The organism is Microbacterium sp. CCNWLW134, from assembly GCF_037083565.1.
GTDB lineage: Bacteria > Actinomycetota > Actinomycetes > Actinomycetales > Microbacteriaceae > Microbacterium.
Window position 1 is genome coordinate 1,691,281 of the sequence record NZ_JBAOJU010000001.1, and the last position, 20,468, is coordinate 1,711,748.

The 20,468-nt window shown below is 69.5% G+C and carries 19 protein-coding genes and 1 tRNA gene; 13 read left to right on the plus strand and 7 right to left on the minus strand.

Features of this window, described 5'->3' with window-relative positions; genetic code table 11:
* Window positions 1-41: 41 nt before the first annotated feature.
* Window positions 42-1,550 carry an ABC transporter ATP-binding protein gene (locus V6S02_RS08070; RefSeq protein ID WP_336400451.1) on the minus strand — a complete coding sequence of 503 codons (1,509 nt, stop codon included), beginning with the start codon at window positions 1,548-1,550 and terminating at the stop codon, window positions 42-44.
* Window positions 1,551-1,743: 193 nt separating this feature from the next.
* On the opposite strand from V6S02_RS08070, the gene V6S02_RS08075 reads away from it, so the two are divergent.
* The 3 genes from V6S02_RS08075 to V6S02_RS08085 all read left to right on the plus strand — a co-directional run bounded on the left by V6S02_RS08075 (window position 1,744) and on the right by V6S02_RS08085 (window position 4,972).
* Window positions 1,744-2,436, plus strand: a complete 693-nt coding sequence (locus V6S02_RS08075) for a phosphocholine cytidylyltransferase family protein (RefSeq protein ID WP_124293515.1) — start codon at window positions 1,744-1,746, stop codon at window positions 2,434-2,436.
* Between the two features lie 81 nt (window positions 2,437-2,517).
* A complete protein-coding gene (locus V6S02_RS08080; protein WP_336400452.1) occupies window positions 2,518-3,450 on the plus strand; it encodes a hypothetical protein in 933 nt (310 codons plus the stop codon).
* 130 nt (window positions 3,451-3,580) lie between these two features.
* Window positions 3,581-4,972, plus strand: a complete 1,392-nt coding sequence (locus tag V6S02_RS08085; RefSeq protein WP_336400453.1) for an HNH endonuclease signature motif containing protein — start codon at window positions 3,581-3,583, stop codon at window positions 4,970-4,972.
* A gap of 34 nt (window positions 4,973-5,006) precedes the next feature.
* Here V6S02_RS08085 and V6S02_RS08090 read toward each other — a convergent pair whose 3' ends face one another.
* The gene (locus V6S02_RS08090) at window positions 5,007-6,299 is read right to left on the minus strand and encodes a CDP-glycerol glycerophosphotransferase family protein (RefSeq protein WP_336400454.1); all 1,293 of its coding nucleotides are present in this window, start codon (window positions 6,297-6,299) and stop codon (window positions 5,007-5,009) included.
* A 109-nt stretch (window positions 6,300-6,408) separates the two neighbouring features.
* Between V6S02_RS08090 and V6S02_RS08095 the strand changes: the two genes are divergently transcribed.
* On the plus strand, window positions 6,409-7,434 hold the full coding sequence (locus V6S02_RS08095) for a glycosyltransferase family 2 protein (protein WP_124294490.1): 1,026 nt from the start codon (window positions 6,409-6,411) through the stop codon (window positions 7,432-7,434).
* Window positions 7,435-7,455: 21 nt separating this feature from the next.
* Here V6S02_RS08095 and V6S02_RS08100 read toward each other — a convergent pair whose 3' ends face one another.
* Genes V6S02_RS08100 through V6S02_RS08110 form a run of 3 tightly spaced genes read right to left on the minus strand, consistent with a single transcriptional unit; the run spans window position 7,456 to window position 11,699 of the window.
* Window positions 7,456-8,904, minus strand: a complete 1,449-nt coding sequence (locus V6S02_RS08100) for a CDP-glycerol glycerophosphotransferase family protein (RefSeq protein ID WP_336400455.1) — start codon at window positions 8,902-8,904, stop codon at window positions 7,456-7,458.
* Complete coding sequence (locus V6S02_RS08105) at window positions 8,901-10,172, minus strand: CDP-glycerol glycerophosphotransferase family protein (RefSeq protein ID WP_336400456.1); 1,272 nt, start codon at window positions 10,170-10,172, stop codon at window positions 8,901-8,903. The genes V6S02_RS08100 and V6S02_RS08105 overlap by 4 nt, the downstream gene beginning before the upstream one ends.
* A gap of 42 nt (window positions 10,173-10,214) precedes the next feature.
* Window positions 10,215-11,699: a S1C family serine protease gene (locus V6S02_RS08110; RefSeq protein ID WP_336400457.1), complete on the minus strand. Its 1,485-nt coding sequence runs from the start codon at window positions 11,697-11,699 to the stop codon at window positions 10,215-10,217.
* Window positions 11,700-11,855: 156 nt separating this feature from the next.
* On the opposite strand from V6S02_RS08110, the gene V6S02_RS08115 reads away from it, so the two are divergent.
* Entirely contained in the window at window positions 11,856-13,085 is a 1,230-nt protein-coding gene (locus V6S02_RS08115; protein ID WP_336400458.1) for an aminotransferase class I/II-fold pyridoxal phosphate-dependent enzyme, read from the plus strand.
* Here the strand turns inward: V6S02_RS08115 and V6S02_RS08120 are convergent.
* Together V6S02_RS08120 and V6S02_RS08125 are read right to left on the minus strand one after the other, a co-directional pair.
* Window positions 13,082-13,891: a carbon-nitrogen hydrolase family protein gene (locus V6S02_RS08120; protein WP_124293522.1), complete on the minus strand. Its 810-nt coding sequence runs from the start codon at window positions 13,889-13,891 to the stop codon at window positions 13,082-13,084. The two genes, V6S02_RS08115 and V6S02_RS08120, sit on opposite strands and share 4 nt — an antisense overlap.
* Window positions 13,888-14,421 carry a DUF6328 family protein gene (locus V6S02_RS08125; protein WP_124293523.1) on the minus strand — a complete coding sequence of 178 codons (534 nt, stop codon included), beginning with the start codon at window positions 14,419-14,421 and terminating at the stop codon, window positions 13,888-13,890. Before V6S02_RS08125 ends, V6S02_RS08120 begins: the two co-directional genes overlap by 4 nt.
* 94 nt (window positions 14,422-14,515) lie before the next feature.
* Here V6S02_RS08125 and V6S02_RS08130 point away from each other — a divergent pair.
* From V6S02_RS08130 to V6S02_RS08165, 8 genes are all read left to right on the plus strand, one after another.
* Window positions 14,516-14,589: transfer RNA gene (locus tag V6S02_RS08130), tRNA-Met, on the plus strand.
* 198 nt (window positions 14,590-14,787) lie between these two features.
* The gene (idi, locus tag V6S02_RS08135) at window positions 14,788-15,339 is read left to right on the plus strand and encodes an isopentenyl-diphosphate Delta-isomerase (RefSeq protein WP_336400459.1); all 552 of its coding nucleotides are present in this window, start codon (window positions 14,788-14,790) and stop codon (window positions 15,337-15,339) included.
* Entirely contained in the window at window positions 15,336-16,391 is a 1,056-nt protein-coding gene (locus V6S02_RS08140) for a polyprenyl synthetase family protein (protein WP_336400460.1), read from the plus strand. The genes idi and V6S02_RS08140 overlap by 4 nt, the downstream gene beginning before the upstream one ends.
* Window positions 16,388-17,269: a phytoene/squalene synthase family protein gene (locus V6S02_RS08145; RefSeq protein ID WP_124293526.1), complete on the plus strand. Its 882-nt coding sequence runs from the start codon at window positions 16,388-16,390 to the stop codon at window positions 17,267-17,269. The genes V6S02_RS08140 and V6S02_RS08145 overlap by 4 nt, the downstream gene beginning before the upstream one ends.
* On the plus strand, window positions 17,266-18,840 hold the full coding sequence (crtI, locus tag V6S02_RS08150) for a phytoene desaturase family protein (RefSeq protein WP_336400461.1): 1,575 nt from the start codon (window positions 17,266-17,268) through the stop codon (window positions 18,838-18,840). The genes V6S02_RS08145 and crtI overlap by 4 nt, the downstream gene beginning before the upstream one ends.
* Before the next feature lies 1 nt (window position 18,841).
* The gene (locus V6S02_RS08155; protein WP_124293528.1) at window positions 18,842-19,195 is read left to right on the plus strand and encodes a lycopene cyclase domain-containing protein; all 354 of its coding nucleotides are present in this window, start codon (window positions 18,842-18,844) and stop codon (window positions 19,193-19,195) included.
* Entirely contained in the window at window positions 19,192-19,512 is a 321-nt protein-coding gene (locus V6S02_RS08160; protein WP_124293529.1) for a lycopene cyclase domain-containing protein, read from the plus strand. Before V6S02_RS08155 ends, V6S02_RS08160 begins: the two co-directional genes overlap by 4 nt.
* On the plus strand, window positions 19,509-20,408 hold the full coding sequence (locus V6S02_RS08165) for a prenyltransferase (protein WP_336400462.1): 900 nt from the start codon (window positions 19,509-19,511) through the stop codon (window positions 20,406-20,408). The genes V6S02_RS08160 and V6S02_RS08165 overlap by 4 nt, the downstream gene beginning before the upstream one ends.
* The last annotated feature ends 60 nt before the right edge of the window (window positions 20,409-20,468 follow it).

Genomic DNA, 20,468 nt, shown 5'->3' on the forward strand with positions numbered 1-20,468 from the left:
ACGTCGATCGCCGCGCAGGGCACCGAAGACAAGGGCGATCCTCAGTCGGAGAACGTGTGCAACCACTCCAGGCCTTCCACATCGCTCAGGCCTCCGGCCAGCTCGATGAAGCGCTGCTCGAGCGTCAATTCGCCGCGCACCTCGTCGATGGTGCCCTCTGCCAGGACTTGCCCCGCCACGATGACCGCGACCCGGGAGCAGACGCGCTCCACGAACTCCATCCCGTGACTGGACAGGATGACCGTGCCGCCGTGCGAGACGTAGGCCGACAGGATGTCGAGGATCACCGCGCTCGAGACCGGGTCGACCGACTCGAACGGTTCGTCCAGCACCAGGAGCCGCGGCGAGTGGATCAGCGCGCCGGCGAGCATGATCTTCTTCACCATCCCGGCGGAGTAGTCCGACACCACGCGATGGAGGGCATCGGTGAGGTCGAACGCGCGGGCGAGGTCGGCGCTCCGCGCCTCGACCACCGATGAGGGGAGCCCTCGGAGCACGCCGTAGTAGTAGAGGAGCTGACGTCCGGTGAGACGGTCGAAGGTGCGCAGCCGATCAGGCAGCACCCCCATGAGCTTCTTGGCCTGCAGGGGCTTGGCGCCGGCATCGATGTCGCCGACCCGGATCGTGCCCCGATCGGGTCGCAGCAGCCCGGCGATCATCGACAGGGTGGTCGTCTTGCCCGCACCGTTCGGACCCACCAGACCGTAGAAGGTGCCGGCGGGGATCGTGAGGTCGATCCCGTCGACGGCCCGCGTTCCACCGAAGGATTTCGACACCCCACGCACGGTGAGGGCCGCGTGGTCGATGTCGGGCTCGGGAAGGTCGAGGCTGTCGGCGAGTGAAAGCGGGGGGCTCTCGTGGAGACGGGACTCCTCGGTTTCGCCGGATGTCTCAGCGGAACCGGAAGGAGACTCATCGAGGGTCGTCTCCGGCCTCGAGGACGCCTCGATCGGCGACTCGGTGGCCGGTGTCTCCTCGACCGGGGGCTCCTCGACCGGGGGCTCCTCCACCGGAGGCGCCTCGACGGCAGCCTCCTGGACCGGGGGTTCCTCGATCGGAGACTCCGGCACCGGGGTCGCCGCGGACAGCACGGGCAGGGGCGGGCGAGGAGGGATGACGATCGCGTCCTCACGCACCAGGGGCAGTGGCGGCACCGGCGGCACGATGACGGCGTCGATGTCGGGGAAACCCGCTTTCGGGGTCGTCACCGGCTCGCCGACATCGCTCGGGCTCGAGACGCTCGCGGCGCGGGGCGCGGCGGTGGCCTTCTGCGCCGGGGGCTTCCGTGCGGGGGTCTTCCGTGCGGGGGTCTTCCGCGCCGCGCTCTTCCGCGGCGCGCGGGGCGACGTCGCTGCGCTCTGGGTCTTCGCCTCCGCCGATGCCGCAGGTGCGGTCACCTCGGGGGCGGCCGGCTTCGCATCATCCTCGGAGTCGGATGCCGTCAGGGGAGGAACGAGCTTGATCTCGACCTCACGCGCCACAACGCCGTGGTCGTCGCTGTCGGCGCGAGCCGTGTCAGCGTCGTCGGGCATCGGGAGTGAGGGAGTCACTTCATCACGCTATCAAGCGCATCCGATTCGGCGAACGGGTTGTGAGGGAACCGTCATCGTTCGATATATCACAAACCTGCAACGACGGGAAGGTATTATGCCTCCTCACAGGGGACATGGCTACCATCAGATGGGCACAACGGAGTGTCCGGTCGGTTAACCGACAGTGAATCACACACTCCAGGAGCAGATCTTGACCGTTCAGACCGTAATTCTCGCCGCGGGCATGGGCTCGCGACTCGGCCGCAGCCTGCCCAAGCCGCTCACGGAGCTGAACGACGGCCGTAGCATCATGCAGCAGCAGCACGACAACATCCGTGCCGCATTCGGCGACGATGCCCGCATCACGACGGTCGTCGGCTACCGCGCCGAGGCCATCGTCGACGCTTTCCCCCAGGTCGACTACGTCTACAACGACCGGTACGACCAGACGAACACGTCGAAGTCGTTGCTGCGCGCCCTGGGCGCGACCGGCAAGGGCGGCGTGCTCTGGATGAACGGCGACGTCGTGTTCGACCCGCGCGTGCTCGGCCGGGCGATCGACCTCATCGAGAACGACCGCTCCTTCGTCACGGTCAACACCGCCAAGGTCTCGGACGAGGAGGTCAAGTACACCCTCGACGAGGACGGTTTCGTCAAGGAGCTCTCCAAGACCGTCGTGGGCGGAATCGGCGAGGCTGTCGGCATCAACTACATCTCCAGCCGCGACAAGCGCGCCTTCATCCGCCAGCTGAACCGCGTTGCCGACCAGGACTACTTCGAGCGCGCGCTCGAGCTGGCGATCCTCGAGGACGGCCTGCAGCTGCGCGTGATGGACATCTCCGACCTGTATGCGGTCGAAGTGGACTTCGCCGAAGACCTCGAGCGGGCGAACCTCTTCGTCTGAGTCCCCCCGGCGCCTCACCCGCCGGATGACCGAAGTCAACACCCCAGGGTGCGGGCGCCGCCTGCTCGTAGGATCGCGGGCATGGCAGAGAAGGTGCACCGCATCCACTCGATGACCGACGACGCGCCATGGCACGGCGGCCTCCCGCCGGCCGGGTCCGACGAGCACCCTCACGTCGTCCGTCTGTTGGATCGGGTACTGGCCATCCAGCGGCCCGTGGTGCTCGCGCATCTGCGGAGCATCCGGCTTCGACACCCGGACGCGACACCGGCTCAGATCATCCGCATCCTCGAACGCCGCTACCTCACCGCCGTCACCACAGGCGGGGCGGCGGTCGGCGCGACTGCCGTCGTGCCTGGCGTCGGCACCGGAGTCACCCTCGCCCTCAGCGGCGTGGAGACCGTCGGATTCCTCGAAGCGACGACGCTCTTCGCTCAATCGATCGCCGAAGTGCACGGGATCGCGGTCGCCGACCCTGATCGGGCGCGCGCGCTGGTCCTCACCCTGATGCTCGGCACCGAAGGCGTGGATCTGCTGCGTCAGCTCGCTCAGCAAGCAAGCGGCAAAGGTCCGGGGCGAGACTCGTACTGGGGGGAGATCATCACCACATCCCTCCCCCGCGCCGCGGTCGGGCCTCTGGTCGACCGCTTGAAGTCGACCTTCATCCGACAGTTCGCCGCCCGCGGAGGCGCGAGCTGGCTGGGCAAGGCGCTCCCCTTCGGCATCGGGGCGGCCGTCGGAGGCGCGGGCAACCACATCCTCGGTCGACGCGTGCTCGTCGGTTCGCGGCGCGCCTTCGGGCTTCCGCCGGAGATCCTTCCGGCCGATGTGGAGCCTCGGCCTGGAGCACAGCGAATGGAGTCGGCGGCCGCGGGAGGGCTGCGACGCGCCGGGGCGATGGTCGCTGGCGCGACCGGCACGGTGGTGCGCGCGATCGGTCCTGGACGACGGAGGAGCACAGCCCAGCGCATCGTCGGCGCGACCGCTTCGGATGGTGGCGAGACGACGGGGTGACGCGGGATCCGGTGACCGACGAGGTCACCGGCGGCGCTCAGCGCCCCGGCGGAAGGATGCAGATATCCGGTTCAACCTGGGGTTGAGGGTTTCGGGTCTCGATGTCGGAGGGTGGTGCCACCATTCATACATGTGTTCGAACCCGCGGCTCACCCTCCTCAGCGAGGAGGACCGAACTGAGCTGACGGGTGTGCTGACCCGGGTGGAGGCGGCGCAGGTAGCGCTGGCTGCCGCGGAGGCGGAGCAGACGCGTGCGTTGGCGGAGGCTGGGGCGTTCGCGGCGCGGCTGGCGGAGGGGTCATCCTCGGTGGTGCGGGACCGGGATATGGCGTTGCGGGGTGTGGCGGCGGAGATCGCTGCGGCGGTGCGGTTGTCGGATCGGTCGGTGCAACGCCAGATCGATAGTGCCTTCGCGTTGGTGAACGACTACCCCGCGACGGTGCACTGCCTGGAAAAGGGACTGATCGCCCGCGCGCATGTCGCGGTGGTGGAGGATGTCGGGCGACGCCTGCCGCCGGAGGTGAAGGGGGAGTTCGATCAGCTCGCGGCGGAGATCTGCCTCGACGAGACCCCGGGCCGTGCGCGGGCAGACTTGGAGATCCTCGCCGAGCGGATGCACCCGCGGACACTGACCGAGCGGCATGCGGGGGCGTTCCGGGAGCGGAAGATCGTCCGGTACACGATCGGTGACGGGATGTCGGAGCTGCGGGCGGTGCATTCCACGGTGCTGATCGAGGGGATCTTCCAACGCATCACCGACGAAGCCACCGCGGTCATCACCGCTCGAGAACCCGGGGCGGATCCTGACGTGGCGCCGGACACCCGGTCCCTGGACGAGGTCCGCGCCGACGTGTTCGCCGACATGCTCCTCACCTCCGCCCCGAGCCTCAACCCGACCGGCTCTGGTGACCTACCGGGAGGGTTCGGGGCGATCACCGCGAAGGTGCAGGTGGTCATCCCCGTCATGGCCCTCATGGGGCAAAGCGATGTCCCGTGCGATCTTGCCGGGGTCGGCCCCATCGACGCGAAGACCGCCCGGCTGCTCGCGGGGAACAGCGACGGGGTGTGGGAGCGGCTGCTGACCCATCCGGTCACCGGGTTGACGTTGGCGGTGGATCAGTACCGCCCGACCGGGGCGATGGTCCGGTTCCTCAAAGGTCGGGATAAGCACTGCCGGTGGCCGGGCTGCCGGATGCCCGCCCGCACCTGCGAGGTCGACCACAACCACGACGCCGCCCTGGGCGGGAGAACCGAGATCTGCAACCTGTCCTGCCTGTGCCAACGACACCACAGCATGAAACAGTTCACCGCCTGGAACGTCCGACAACTCGACGGTGGGGTCATCGAGTGGACCTCCCCCGCAGGGCGGGTCTACACCGACAATCCACCCGGCCATGGGGTGCACTTCTCCCCAGAGGAGGACGTCCCCGACGACCTGTGGGTGAAATGGACCACCTTCACCGGAGAGTTCCGGATCACCGACGAACCCGCCGACGACCCCCGAGAACCGGCGCCGTTCTGACATCCCGCTGCGGGGAGGCGTGCCGGCGCGGCAGCTAATCGAGCTCCTCGTCGCCCTCGCGGTCCGGGGAGTCCTGCACGTCGTCGTCATCGTCGGCGCCGTCGCCGGAGCGCAGGTGCCACTCCTCCCACGAGGCCATCAGCTCGGCGACGGCGGCATGGAACCGCGCGGTGGCAGACCCCGGCGACGTGTCGCCGAAGTAGTGGCGCACCCACTGCTGCAGCCGCGAGACGGCACCCGGGTCCCGCAGCACGCGATCCGCCTCGGCGACGATCTCGGGGGCACGGTCGGCGTCGAGCCATTCGCAGGCGGACAGATATCCGTGCGCGTCCACAGCGGCGGCGGGGTCAGCAGGTCGCGTGATGAGGAGGGGTTTCCCGGCCGCCAGTCGGTCGTAGACCATGGCCGAGATGTCGGCGATAGCGATGTCGGCGGAAGCGAGCTGCCAGCCCAGTTCGGGTTTGTCGTCGAAGACGTGGTGCGCAGACGCATCTGCGGCGTTGGCGTCGGCGATCGCGGCGATGATGCGCCGGTTGGCAGCGCCGTACTCGTGATCGACGACCCCCGACCGGGGATGAGGACGGTAGATGACGCGGTGCCGCCCGGTCGCCAGCAGGGCCGAGACCAGGGCCTCACCGTGGGTGCGGATCGAGCCGTAGTGCGCTGAGGGACGATCACCCTCCCAGGTGGGTGCGTAGAGAACGACCGTCCGGTCGTCGGCGGGATACGGGACCGACCCGGCGTAGTGATCCGCCTGAGGTCGACCGATCTGCCGCGTCCGCCGGTCGAGATCGTAATCCCACAGGACTCTCGACAACCGTTCGCGGGCGGCCTCGCCCGCGATGAAGGCCACGTCGTAGGCCTTGTACTGATTGGTAGTCATGTACATCTTGTCGGACTCGCCGTGGTTGATGAACACATGCCAACGCCGCCCGTAGCGGAACATCTGGAAGTTCCGCGTGTTCTGGTTGACGTAGAAGACGATGCGGATGTCCTCGGCGATGAGGAACTGCTCGAGGTCGCGCACCGTCGGCACGAACGCCACGGGCAGAGCGCCGTCTTCCATCAGCGCGCGGGCACCCGTGACGGCGCGGCTGAGCACGACGACCGGCCAGGTGCGCGCCAGCTCCTGCAGGGGGCGGTACCACTGCCGCATCTGGTACATGTTGACCGCGCCGTCGGCGAAGTACACCGCGATCCGGTAGTGATCCTTCGGGAGAGGCGGCGCCGCCGCCTGCCGTCGACGGACATCGGCGACGGCAGCCCGATTGTCCAGAGCCCGCCGCACCAGGGCGAGGGCCTTCCCCGCGTCGGACACCCATCTCACCCGTCCAGACTAGCCAGCGGTCGCGTGACATGATCGACGGGTGGAGGCAGACGACCGGAAACGACGGGATGCGCCCGCCGTCCCTGCCGACGCCGGAGTGTCGTTCGTCATGCCCGTGCTCAACGAGCGCGACTATCTGGCCCGCGCGGTCGAAACCGTGCTGATGCAGGACCTCGACGTCCCGATCGAGCTGATCCTGGCCCTCGCGCCTTCCAGCGACGGCACCACCGAGCTCGCCTCCGCGCTCGCCTCCGCCGACTCCCGCATCGTTCTCGTCGACAACCCCGCCGCCGACATCCCGGTCGGATTGAACATCGCGATCCGCGCGAGCAGGTACCCCACGATCGTGCGGGTCGATGCGCACTCCGAACTCGAGCCCGGGTACACCCGCCGCGCCCTGGACACCCTCTCGCGCGTCGGAGCCGCCAACGTCGGCGGTGTGATGCGAGCCGACGGACGCACGCCCTTCCAGCGCGCGGTGGCACGGGCCTACAACTCCCGAATCGGCCTGGGTGGGGGCGCCTATCACGGAGGGGCCGACGAGGGCGACGCGGAATCGGCGTATCTCGGTGTCATGCGACGCACGGTCCTCGACGAGGTGGGCCTGTTCGACGAGTCGATACGCCGCGGCGAGGACTGGGAACTGAACCTGCGCATCCGCCGAGCAGGTTACCGCGTATGGTTCGACCCGACCCTGTCGGTGACGTACTGGCCACGGGAGAGCTGGACCCGCCTCGCGCGGCAGTTCTTCGCCACGGGAAGGTGGCGCGGCGAACTGGTACGCCGCTACGGCCTCGTCAACTCGCTGCGCTTCTTCGCACCGCCCGCCCTCGTCATCGTCGCCGCGGCATCCGTCGTCGTGGCCGTCCTTCAGGTCACCGGCGTCCTCAGCGGCATCCCATCGATCCTCGCCTCCGCCGTGCACCTGCCGGTGCTCGCATACCTCGTGCTCCTCCTGGCCGTAGCCGCGGGCCCCGGTGGCGGGAGAGGGTGGCGCGACAAGACGTGGACGCTCGCGGTGCTCCCGACGATGCACCTCTCGTGGGGCACGGGGTTCCTCATCGGCCTCGTCCGCGGAGCCGACGACACCGTCGACACCTCGCGCATCGGGGATCGCAACACACCGCTGCCGTGACCGCGCGACGGCGCCGCCGTCTCACTCGCGTTCGATGAGCCCCTGGTCGAGGATGCGACGGACGACGCGTTCGGCCGCCCGACCGTCATCGCGGGCATTGAACGCCCGCCGCCACGCGTCGTATTTCTCGGCGAACGGCGCGGTCTCCTCCGCCGTCAGCGCGGCGACGAGCTCAGGCTGCGTGCGCACCACGGGCCCCGGGGCGCGAGCGGCGAGGTCGAAGTAGAAGCCCCGCAGCGTACCCCGGTAATGATCCATGTCCGGCACCAGGAAGTACATCGGCTTGCCGGTGACGCTGAAGTCGAACATCACCGACGAATAGTCCGTGACCAGAGCGTCCGCCGCCAGGAGAAGCGCTGACGTGTCGGGGTAACCCGTGACGTCGATGACCCGGGGACCGGCGAGGTCGTGACCGGGCTGAAGCGTGCGGGAGTGACCGCGCACGAGCACGACCGACCCGGTGTCGGCGGCCAGGCTCGTCGGATCGACGAAGTCGACGATCTCGTCGCGGTCGTCTCGCCAGGTGGGGGCGTAGAGGATGACCCGCTCCTCGGCACCGATCCCCAGCGCCGCGCGCGTGCTCGCACCGTCACCGGTCACCAGCACGTCGTTGCGCGGGTACCCCTCGACCCACAGCGGCCGACGCAGGAAGGCGTAGGCCTTCCGCAGCACCGACGCGGCGTACGGGTTCTGCGCCAGCAGGATGTCCCACCGGAACGACTCGCGGAGGACCGCCGCCGCCCGTCGTGGGTCGAAGCCCGGCCGGTGGAGGGCCAGCCGCTTCAGCGGCGTGCCGTGCCACGTCTGCAGGACGACCTGCCCGCCGCGGCGCGAGAAGCGACGGCGGAGCCAGTCGTTGACGACGAGGAGCCGTGAGACACCTCGGGCCCGCCACCACTCGGGGCTCCCCTCGACCACGGCCACCGCGCCCTCCGGGACGACGACGGAAAGATCCGCGACACTCCAGTAGCGGGTCACCCCGGGAGCCCGCCGAGCGATCTCGCGATCGATGGCGAGCGGGTTGCAGCTGGCGTTGCGTCCGTAGAAGCTCTCGAAGAAGACCGCGTTCTCGAGCTCCCCCGGCCTGGTGGCGTATCGACGTTCGAGCGCGGCCTGGCCCTCACCGGAGTCGTACACCGGATCGATCGGCGGGCCGATCTCGACCGCACCGTCACGCAGCTCGGCGCGGAGGGTGCCCAGCACGCGCAGGGGGACGTCCGGCAGCTCGGCGTCATCGATCCCCGCCCCGCTCACGCGCAGAGCGTACGAACCGCGGGGAAGCGGAAGATCCGGTCCGCCCCATCGCGCGACGTGCAGGGGCAGATCCACCCGCCAGCCGTCATCATCGGCGACGACCTCCGCGGACACACGGGCCCGCGGCCCCTCGAGGCTCGCACGCTCGGGCGCGGGGCCGGTGCCCGACAGCACAAGGGCGGGCGCGGGGTCGGCGTGGAACCGGGCGTCTGTCATCTGCGTCCTCTCGTGCGGCCGTCGGCGGTGGCGGCGCCCGTGGCGTTCAGGATGGCACGGTGGACCCGTGCGGTGTTGCCTCCGTCGCGGAAGGCATGGACATCGGCGCTGCGCGCCGCGGAGCGATCGGCCATGCGCGCGCGCTCCGGGCCGTCGGTGATCGCAGAGCGGAGTCGCCGCACGATCTCCGTCCAGTCCGACGCGAGGTCGCCCGCGGCGATCTCCTCGAAGGAGCCGTAGAAGCCGCGGCGGGCCGAGTACTCCTCGATGTCGGGCGCGAGGAAGAGAACGGGCGTGCGGTTGAGCCCCGCATCGAACACCAGCGACGAGTAATCGGTGATGAGGAGATCGACGCCGGGGAGGACCGGCGTGACATCACGCAGAAGGTCGCTGCCGAGCATCCGGATACGCGGCGTCGGAACGGGCGGTGTGTACTCCCCCGCGCCGAGCGGGTGCGATCGAACGAGCAGGATGGCGTCCTGCGCCTCGAGGACGTCGCCGAGCGCCGACCAATCCGCCGGCGACGGTACGGCCGGATCCGGTGCGCCGTCTCGCCACGTCGGCGCGTAGAGGATGACCCGCGTTGCGGCCTCGATCGTCCCCACCGTCGTCGACAGCAGATCGCGAGCCAGACGGCGACGCTCCGCGGCCGAGCCACGCGACAGCACGTCGACACGCGGCTCGCCGGTCACGGGCACCCGTTCGTCGGTGAGCGAGAAGGCGGACTCCAGACGGCCGCGCACCAGGTGCGAGGCGGCAGGGATGAGCCCGATGCGTCGGGTCGCACCGCGATACATGGCGCGGATGAGTGCGCGCATCGCGCGCGATCGGGGCAGGATGCTGCTGCGCAGCGTCTCCGGGGAATCGAGGCCGATGCGCTTGAGCGGAATACCGTGCCACAGCTGCACCACGAAGGCGCCACCGGTGGCGTATCGGTTGACGTCGCCGAACCCATGGGTGACCACGAGCACGCGTGCCCGGGCGGTGAGCCAGAAACCCCGGAGTGTGGATTTCCTGACCGTCGGGATGCCGCGGGCCGCGGCACCCCGCTCCTCGTCCTGGGACGCGGTCAGCCACACCGCGCGCCGTCCGTGCGCCTCCGCTTCCTCCCAGAGAGCGAGAGCCCCATCGGCGATGCCCACCGCGCAGCCGAACACCCACAGGTCGGGCCGGCGCGGGACGACGAGCGTCACGACACGACCGAGCGCGTACAGCGGAATGCTCGCCACTTTGCGTGCATTTCCCGCGCCGAACGAGAAGGACGCCATCCCGCGAGCCTATCGCGGGATGGCGTCCGAACCGGGAGGACCCTACTGCTCGAGCTCGCCCAGGGTCACATCCGCGGTGGCGTCACGACCGTCGCGGACGTAGGTCAGCGAGACCTCGCTGCCGGCGGCGAGTGCGCGGACCTGCGCGGTGAGGTCGACGGAGTCGGTGATCGGAACGCCGTTGAACTCGGTGACGATGTCGCCCGCGCGAAGTCCCGCGGCCTCCGCCGCACCACCGGCGGTGACCTCGGCGATGTAGGCGCCGGTGATGTCCGCGTCGTCGACGTAGGCGGCGGACTGGACGTTGGCACCGAGCAGGCCATGGGTCGCCGAGCCGTTCTCGATCAGCTCATCGGTCACGCGCTGAACGATGTCTGACGGGATGGCGAACCCGACGCCGATGTTGCCCTGCGTGGACGAGGTTCCCCCCGCGGAGGCGATGGCCACGTTGACGCCGATGAGGCGGCCCTGCGAGTCGACCAGTGCGCCGCCGGAGTTCCCCGGGTTGATCGCGGCATCGGTCTGGATGACGGCGATCTTGATGGACTCCGCCGGCTGACCCGACTGCTGACCCTGGCCGAAGTCGAACGAGAACGGCGGAGCCTCGCCCTGGTTCTCATCGGCATCACCCTCGTCGGGAGCGGCGGAAGACGCGATCTCGATCGACCGGTTGAGCGCGCTGACGATTCCCGTCGTGACGGTGTTCGACAGCCCCAGGGGTGCTCCGACGGCCGTCGTCTCGTCACCGACGTTGAGGTCCGATGAGTCGGCGAACTCGATCGGGGTGAGTCCGTCGGCGTCCTGGAGCTTGATCACCGCGAGGTCGTACAGCGGATCGGTGCCGACGATCTCGGCGTCGAACACTCGCCCGTCCGAAGTGGTCACCCGGATCGCGGCGTCTCCGGTCGCCCCATCGAGGGTCACCACGTGCGTGTTGGTCACGACGTATCCATCACTGGAGAGGATGACGCCCGACCCGGTGCCGCTTCCCGCACCACCCGCAGCCTCGATCGTCACGACGCTCGGCACCACCTTGGCGGCGATCGCCGTGGTCTGGTTGACGTCGTCGGTGTCGTTGACCGTCACGCTGGTCGGTCCGGTCGCCGTGGTCGCGGTCGACGCCGGTTGGAACAGGGAGACTCCGGCGTAGGCGCCGCCGAGCCCAGCGGCTCCGCCGACGACGGCGGCGGCCACCAGGAGCCCGGCGACGCGGACGGCGCCGGACTTGCGCTTGGTCGACGTCGCCGTCTCCTGTGCTGCGGCGGGCGTCTCGCCGTACCCGCGCCCCCCATCACCGAGCGGAAGGGTCGGCTGGGTCGGCTGAGTCGGCTGGCTCGGCGAGCCGAACGAGGCCCCGGCGCCCACCGGATATGGCGCACCCGACGTGGGGGTCGGCGGCGCCGGGCGCGGCGGAACGTGCCAGCCGGCGGGCGGAGTGTGCTGGGCGGCCGCCGCCGCCGGCGTCTCAGGGACGGGGGGCGTGGCGGGGACGTCTTCCGGCTGACGGTCGCTCGTGTTCTCGCTCATCTTCGTTCCTCCTCGGGCCGAAAGCCCATCGAAACCTTCGATCGCGTGTTGTTCGATCTGCTGACCAGCGTGGTCATCCATCCTGTGGGTTTCTTATGATCCGCCCGCGATGCGCCTATGCAATGCTGAGGAACCCGTGCAGGAGGGATGCCCACGATGCCGCGAACCGTTCCCGGAGCCTGGCGGCGCACGGCCGAGGGCGCCGGGCTGCTGTCCTCGGACGGACGCCCCCGCCCCACCATCTTCGCCGACATGTCGGCACTCGCGGCCCGAACCGGCGCCATCAACCTCGGTCAGGGATTCCCCGACGAGGACGGGCCGGCGATCGTTCTGGAGACGGCCCGCGCAGCCATCGCCCACGGCGTCAACCAGTACCCACCCGGACGAGGCGTCGCCGAGCTGCGGGAAGCGATTGCGTTGCACCAGCAGAGGTTCTACGGGATGCACCTCGACCCCGAACGTCACGTCCTCGTCACCGCAGGCGCGACCGAGGCGCTCGCGGCCGCCCTCCTGGCCCTCGTGGACGGTGCCGACGACGAGGTCGTCGTCTTCGAGCCCTTCTACGACGCGTACGCGGCACTGGTCGCGCTGTCGGGCGCGCGCCTGGTCACCGTCCCGCTGTGCTTCCCGCACTTCCAACCCGATCCGGACGATCTGCGGGCCGCTGTGGGCGAGCGGACCCGCGTCATCCTCGTCAATGATCCGCACAACCCCACCGGAACGGTGTTCTCGGAAGAGCTCCGCGCCGAGGTGGTGCGGCTCGCGCACGAGCACGATGCCTGGATCGTCACGGACGAGGTCTACGAGCACCTGGTCTTCGACAGCCGGCACGCGCCGATCGCTGCGATGCCGGGGGCGTGGGAGCGGACCGTGTCGATCTCGTCCGGGGGGAAGACCTTCTCCACGACCGGCTGGAAGATCGGTTGGGCCACCGGACCTGCTGATCTGATCGACGCACTCGTCGCCGTGAAGCAGTACCTCACCTACTCCGGGGGCGCACCCTTCCAACCCGCCATCGCCGCGGGGCTGCGGCTCCCCGACGACTGGTTCGCCGCGGTCGCGGATTCGCTCCGGCACAAGCGGGATCTGCTCGGCGAGGGGTTGCGCGCAGCCGGCTTCGACGTGCCGGTCCCCGCGGCCTCCTACTTCACCGTCGTGGATGCCCGGGCCCTCGACGTGGATGACGCCGACGCGTTCTGCCGAGAGATGGCCGAGCGGATCGGGGTCGTCGGCGTACCTCTCACCGCCTTCGTCCGGCCCGAGGAGCGTCCCGCTGTGTCGAGCCTCATCCGTTTCGCCGCCTGCAAACAGGCGTCCGTCCTGGATGAGGCCGTACGTCGTCTGTCGAGACTGCAGGACGGGCGAGCCGGCGGCGGGCCGGGCTAGGAGTCGACGATCACGCGGAATCGACGGAGCCCGAGCGCGGGGTTCTGTCGACGAACGCGGTCGACCAGCGCGGGATCCAGGTGCGCGATCGCGACATCCGTCCCCGACCCGACACCCGCGACGACGACCCCCTGGGGGTCGACCACGCTCGACAGCCCGACTCCGAGGGGCGGCGGGTGGTCAGCGGCGACCACGTAGACGATGTTCTCGATCGCGCGGGCCTGCAGGAGGGTCTGCCAGTGATGCTCTTTGAGCGGGCCCCGCACCCACTCCGCGGGCACGAGGAAGGCGGTGGCACCGGCATCGACGAGCATCCGTCCCATCTCGGGGAATCGCAGGTCGTAGCAGGTCATCAATCCGAATCGGATGCCGGCGACGCTGAAGGTCTCCGGCGCAGAGGTCTCGCCCGGCTGGATCCAGTCCGACTCGCGCTGTCCGAAGGCGTCGTAGAGGTGGATCTTGCGGTAGACCGCGACCACGCCGCGATCGGCGACGGCGACGACGGTGTTGCGGACGCGACCTTGCTCGCCGCGCTCCAGGAACCCCGCGACGATATGGGTCCGCGTCTGACGGGCGAGCTGCTGCAGCGCGGCGACGAAGGGCCCGTCGAGGGTCTCGGCGTGCGCGGCCAGCGACTGGTCGAAGGGGTCGATGAAGTAGTTCGAGTATTCGGGGAGGACGATGACGCGGGCGCCCCGGTCGGCGGCGGTGCGCACGAGCTCAGCGACCGTGCGGCGATTGGCCTCGACATCGGCGGCGGGCGCGAACTGCACGACCGCCGTGGCGACGGTGCTCACGGCCGTCATCGTCCCTTTCCTTCCGATGTCGCGTGGATGGTCGCGCGATGGCGGAGCCGGACGACAGCCGGGACGACGATCCACAGCACGATGACCAGCAGCACGAGGCCCGCTGCGACGAACGCAGCCCACGCCGTGTCGAGGACGACGTCGAACACGAACGCGACGACACCGGAGAGGAGGAGCGCGACGATGGTGAGGGCGGTCAGGAGCGCCCCGTGACCGAACCGTACGACCGTGGCCTTCAGACCCTGCCCGAAAAGCACGCGATGCAGCGCCACCGGAGCGAGGGCGATGATGGCGCTCAAAGCGGAGAGAACGACGAGCACGAGGTAGAACCCCCGCTGCGCGCCACTCAGGTCGGCGAAAGCAGGCTGGAACGCCAGGGCGAGCAGGAAACCGGTGAGGATCTGGGTGCCGGTCTGCAGCACGCGCAGTTCCTGCAGCACCTCGTTCCAGTTCCGATCGGCACGCTCCGCCGGCGATTCGTCGCGCCCGTCGAGCCTGTCGTCGACGACGTTCTCGGGCACAGCGGGCATGCAGCTACCCTGCCCGTCAGCGGGGGCGTTCGGCAACCGCGGCCCGTCCCGGTTCGACGACGGCGGTCTCGCGTGCTAGGCTTTTCTCTTGTGCCGCGGGGTGGAGCAGTTCGGTAGCTCGCTGGGCTCATAACCCAGAGGTCGTAGGTTCAAATCCTGCCCCCGCAACAAAAGGAAGGCGTCCCGGAAGGGGCGCCTTCCGCATTTTCCAGGGCATCATGGAACTGCAGGCGCCTGGGGCGCCCGCCATCGCCGCGCGCGGGGGTGCGGAGCAGCAGGGGCGCCGTGTAGACACCCCTACAGCCTCCTTGTATCATCGACCAACCGATATCGCTAGGAAAACTAGCGAAATGATCAGGAGGTGCCATGACGGAGATCGACCACGTCGTCCTTCTCGACGAGGCCGGCCGCGCCATCGGCACCGCGCCCAAATCGAGCGTGCACGGCAGTGACACTGCGCTTCACCTGGCCTTCTCGTGCCACGTCGTCAATGACGCCGGCGAGGTTCTCGTGACCCGCCGTGCCCTGTCGAAGAAGACCTGGCCGGGCGTGTGGACCAACTCGTTCTGCGGCCACCCCCGACCGGCTGAGCCCGTGCTCTCGGCCGTGCGACGCCACGCCGATTCCGAGCTGGGACTCGTTCTCAGCGACATCCAGCTCGCCCTCCCCCTCTTCCGCTATCGCGCCACCGATGCCAGTGGCGTCGTGGAGTACGAGGTGTGCCCGGTCTACACCGCTCGCGCCGAGCACGAACCCGTGCTCAACCCCGCGGAAGTGATGGATGCCCGCTGGGTCCACCCCGCCGATCTCGCGGCGTCATTGGTGACCACCCCGTGGGCTTTCAGCCCGTGGCTCGTCCTCCAGGCGCAGCAGCTGCACCTCTTCGACGCCTCAGAACCCCAACGACGGGCCTCATGATCCCCGCTGCCACCAGTGCCGAGATCGACCTCGCCATCGACTCGGCGGTGCAGCGCATCAGCGACCGCGCCGCGCGCCTGGGTGACGGTTTCTGCGTGCTCGGCGAGGCCATCGCCCGCGCGGCGTCCGGGGGCAAGCGTCTTCGACCCGCCCTCGTCGTGGCGTCCTTCCACGCCTTCGGCGGCGATGAAGGTCAGTTGCCGACCGTCTACCGAGTCGCGGCGGCGTTCGAGCTGCTCCACACCGCGTTCGTCGTTCACGACGATGTGATCGACCACGATCTCATCCGTCGCGGCATCCCCAACGTGGGCGGCGAGTTCCGCCTGCGTGCGCTCACGGCGGGGGCGAGCCCCGGCGGTGCCGCGACCCTCGGCGACGCGGCCGGGATCCTGGCGGGCGACCTCCTGCTGCACGAGGCCGGCCGGCTCATCGCGACCTCCGACGCCACCTCGCACGCACGTGAAGCACTCTTCGGGCTCCTCGACGACGCGGTCTTCGTCTCCGCGGCCGGAGAACTCGCCGATGTCGAGAACGCCGTCGTCCCCGATCTCGCGGAAGACGCCGCACTCATCGCGGCGGCGCGGGACAAGACCGCCGTGTACTCCTTCAGCGCACCTCTGCAAGCCGGTGCCGTCCTCGCCGACGCCGACGAGGCCTCGATCGCGACGCTGGGCGATGCCGGCGCACGCATCGGGCTGGCCTTCCAGCTCGTCGACGACCTCATCGGCGCCTTCGGGACCGCCGACCAGGCCGGGAAGGAGGAGGGCGGCGACCTCCGCGAAGCCAAGCGCACCCCGCTCATCGCCTTCGCCCGGCAGACGGCGGCGTGGTCGCGCGTCAACGATGCACTCGCGGTCGCCCACACCGGTCCGATCGCCATCCGCGAAGCGCAGGAGGCTCTCGAGGCCAGCGGCGCCCGCACCCGCCTGCGCGAACTCATCGACGACACACTCGCCGGAGCGGGAAAGCACTCCGCCGCCCCGGAGCTTCCCGTCGCTGCGAGAATGCTGTTGCAGGACCTCTGCGTCCGCATTCAGGAGAGGATTCCGTGACCGCATCCGGCGATCGTCCCACCGGGCTCGCACAGTACGACCGCACGGCTGAGGACGCATCCGCTGCCGTCATCGCCGCGTACTCGACCTCGTTCGGTCTCGCGACCCGGCTACTGGGCACGCGGCCGCGACCGCACGTGCGCAACGTCTACGCGCTGGTCCGAGTGGCCGACGAGATCGTCGATGGCCCCGCGCATGAGGCCGGCCTCGATCCCGCTGCCGAGCGGGCGGTCCTGGACGATCTCGAGAGCGAGACGATGGCCGCGATCGAGCGCGGTTTCAGCTCCAATCTGGTCGTGCACGCCTTCGCCCGTACAGCGCGCGAGTGCCTCATCGGCGCCGATCTCATCGCCCCCTTCTTCCAATCCATGCGCACCGACCTCACCGTTGCGAACCACGACGACGCGTCGCACGACTCCTACGTGTACGGGTCGGCCGAGGTCGTGGGGCTGATGTGTCTTCACGTGTTCGTCAACGCCGACAACCCCCGTCCCGCCCTCCCCGATCCGGCTCTGGTCGAGGGCGCGCGGCGCCTCGGAGCCGCGTTCCAGGACGTCAATTTCCTCCGAGACCTCTTCCACGACGAGGGGGCTCTCGGCCGGGACTACCTCGGTGTCACCACCGGGCGTCGCAGCCGTACCGAGGTCCTCGACCGCATCGACTCCGACCTCGCCGCCGCCGCCGCGACGATCCCCTCGCTTCCCGCGGACTGCCGACGAGCCGTGACGGTCGCCCACGACCTTTTCGCCGAGCTCTCGCGACGGCTCCGCCGCGAGGGCGACGACAGCCGCACCCGGGTCCGCGTACCCGACACCGTCAAGGCCGCTCTCGCCGCGCGCGCGATGCTGGGCCTGCACCCGAGAGGAGCCCGCGCATGACCGCCGAACGAACCGTGGTGATCGGCGGCGGGATCGCCGGGCTCGCCACAGCGGCACTGCTTGCCGCCGAGGGTCACGACGTGACCGTCCTGGAGGCACGCGACGACGTCGGCGGGCGCGCCGGCTCGTGGGAGAGCGATGGCTTCCGCTTCGACACCGGTCCGAGCTGGTACCTCATGCCCGAGGTGTTCGACCACTTCTTCCGGCTGGTCGGCACCACGGCCGACGCCGAGCTCGATCTGGTCAAGCTCGACCCGGCGTACCGGGTCTACCGCGAGCCCCAGACCTCCGGCACTGCGGGCGAATCCGTCGACGTCCGGTCCGGCCGGGAGGCGGCGACCGCCCTGTTCGAGTCGATCGAGCCGGGCGCGGGGAAGACCCTGGCGACCTATCTCGACTCAGCAGGGAGCGCCTACGATCTCGCGGTCTCGCGGTTCCTCTACGACACGTACGAGACCACGGCGGGCCTGCGCGACCCGGCGCTCCTCAAGCGCCTCCCCCAGCTCCTGCCGCTGTTGACCACGACGCTGGCGCGTTTCGTCGATCAGCGATTCCGCGAGCCCATGCTCCGTCAGATCCTCGAGTACCCCGCGGTCTTCCTCGGCGGCTCACCCTACGGTGTGCCGAGCCTCTACCACCTGATGAGCCACCTCGATCTCGATGACCGCGTGCTCTACCCCCGCGGGGGCTTCACCGAGGTCATCCGCGCCGTCGAACGCGTCGCACGCCGACAGGGCGTCACGATCCGCACAGATGCCGAGGTCGGTGCGATCCTCACCTCCACCGACACCGGACCGGTCCGGGCGACGGGCGTTCGGTTGCGCAGTGGAGAGGTGATCGACGCCGACCTCGTGGTCTCGGCCGCCGACCTGCACCACACCGAAACCGCCCTCCTCCCCCGCGAGCTCCAGACCTATCCCGAAGAGTGGTGGACCCGCAAGCAGCCGAGCCCCGGGGCGCTGCTGCTCCTTCTCGGAGTCGAAGGCGAACTGCCCGAGCTCGCCCACCACACGCTGATGTTCGTCGACCAGTGGAAGGCGAACTTCGAGGCGATCTTCGGCGCCAATGCACACATCCCGGACCCCGCGTCGATCTACATCTGCCGGCCGAGCGCCACCGACGAGACCGTTGCGCCCGCGGGGCACGAGAACCTGTTCGTCCTGGTTCCCATTCCCGCCGACCCCTCGCTCGGACGAGGCGGGGTCGACGGAGACGGAGATCCGCGCATCGAGGCGGCCGCCGACCACGTGATCGCGCAGATCGCGCAGTGGGCGGGTATCCCCGACCTCGCCGATCGCATCGTCGTACGCCGCACGATCACGCCCGGCGATTTCCTGCACGATCTGCACGCGTGGCGAGGCAACTCGCTCGGGCTCGCCCACACGTTGAACCAGAGCGCGATCTTCCGACCGCGCAACGCGTCGAAGAAGGTGCGGGGTCTGGTCTATGCCGGGTCCTCGACCCTTCCGGGGATCGGTCTGCCGATGTGCCTCATCTCGGCCGAGCTCGTGCTGAAGCGGCTGCGGGGCGACCGGAGCCCGGGGCCGCTCCCCGAGCCTGCGAGGGTCTGAGGTGCCGGGACTCTACCTTCTTGCGATCGTTTTTTCGGGCGCGGGGATGGCGGTGATCGACGCGCGCTTCCGCCTGGCGCTGTGGCGGACGCCGCTGGCCACGGTCGTCTCGATCGCCGTCGGCGTGCTGTTCTTCCTCGCGTGGGATGTCGTCGGCATCCTCACCGGGGTGTTCTTCCAGGGGGACAGTCCCCTCTACATCGGGATCTCGATCGCGCCCGAGCTGCCCATCGAGGAGGTCTTCTTCCTCACCTTCCTCTGCTATCTCGCGGTGCTGTTCTACAGCGCCGCGATGCGTCTGGGAGAGCACCGGGCCCGCCGCCGCGCGGCCCGTGATGAGGAGCGACGGCCATGACCTACGTGCTGATCAACATCCCGTTCCTCCTCCTCGCGGCCGCCACGACCCTGGCCACCGTGCGATTGCCGCGATTCCGCGAGAGGATGGGAGCATCCCTCGCCGGTGCGGTGGTGCTCGTCATCCTCACCGCCATCTTCGACAACGTGATCATCGGAACAGGACTCGTGGCCTACGACGAAGAACACCGCAGCGGCATCCTCATCGGGCTCGCGCCCATCGAGGATTTCGCCTACGCGATCGCCGCGGCGTTCCTCGTCCCGGCCGTTCACACCCTGCTGACCGCCCGACGGCCCCGCCGGGAGCAGACCTCATGACAACCCCGACTCCCCTGCGCCCGGGCCCCGTCGTCCGTCAGCTCTTCGTCTCGTCGCGCCCCGTCAGCTGGATCAACACCGCCTATCCGTTCGCCGCGGCCTACCTGCTGGCGACCCGACAGGTCGACCTGACGCTCATCCTGGGCGCCCTGTTCTTCCTCATCCCCTACAACGTCGCGATGTACGGCATCAACGACGTCTTCGACTACGAGTCCGACCTGCGTAACCCCCGGAAGGGCGGGGCGCACGGCGCAGTGCTCGATCGACGGCTGCATGCGCTCACCCTGTGGGTCTCGGGCCTGCTGTGCCTGCCCTTCGTGGCCTACCTGGTGTGGGTCGGCTCACCCGCGTCGTGGCTGGTCCTGGCGGCGAGCCTGTTCTTCGTGGTGTTCTACAGCGCCCCGCCGCTTCGGCTGAAAGAGCGGCCCTTCGCGGACTCGATCACCAGCAGCATCCACTTCTTCTCCCCCGCCGTGTACGCCCTCGTCCTCGCCGGGGTCGCGTGGACCTGGCAACTCGTCGCCGTCGTGGTCGCCTTCGCCCTCTGGGGGATCGCCTCCCACGCCTTCGGGGCCGTACAGGACGTGCTCGCCGATCGAGCGGCGGGCATCAGCTCCATCGCGACGGCGCGCGGTGCGCGATGGACCGTTCGGTTCGCCCTCGCCTGCTACTTCGCCGCCGGCCTGGTGATCCTCGCCACGGCGTGGCCCGGTCCCCTGGCGGTCATCGCGGTCCTCCCCTACATCGCGATCGTGTGGCCCTACCGTTCCGTCACCGACGAGACCGCCGAGACGGCGACGACCGGCTGGCGCCGCTTCCTCTGGATAAACCAGATCGCGGGCTTCATCGTCACGGTGCTGCTGATCTCCTACGGCCTTCTCACCGCCGACGCCTGATCTTCCAGCCGCAGAGCAGGAAAGAGCGGATGCCCCGGTCCGGCGCCCCGGTGGGGACGC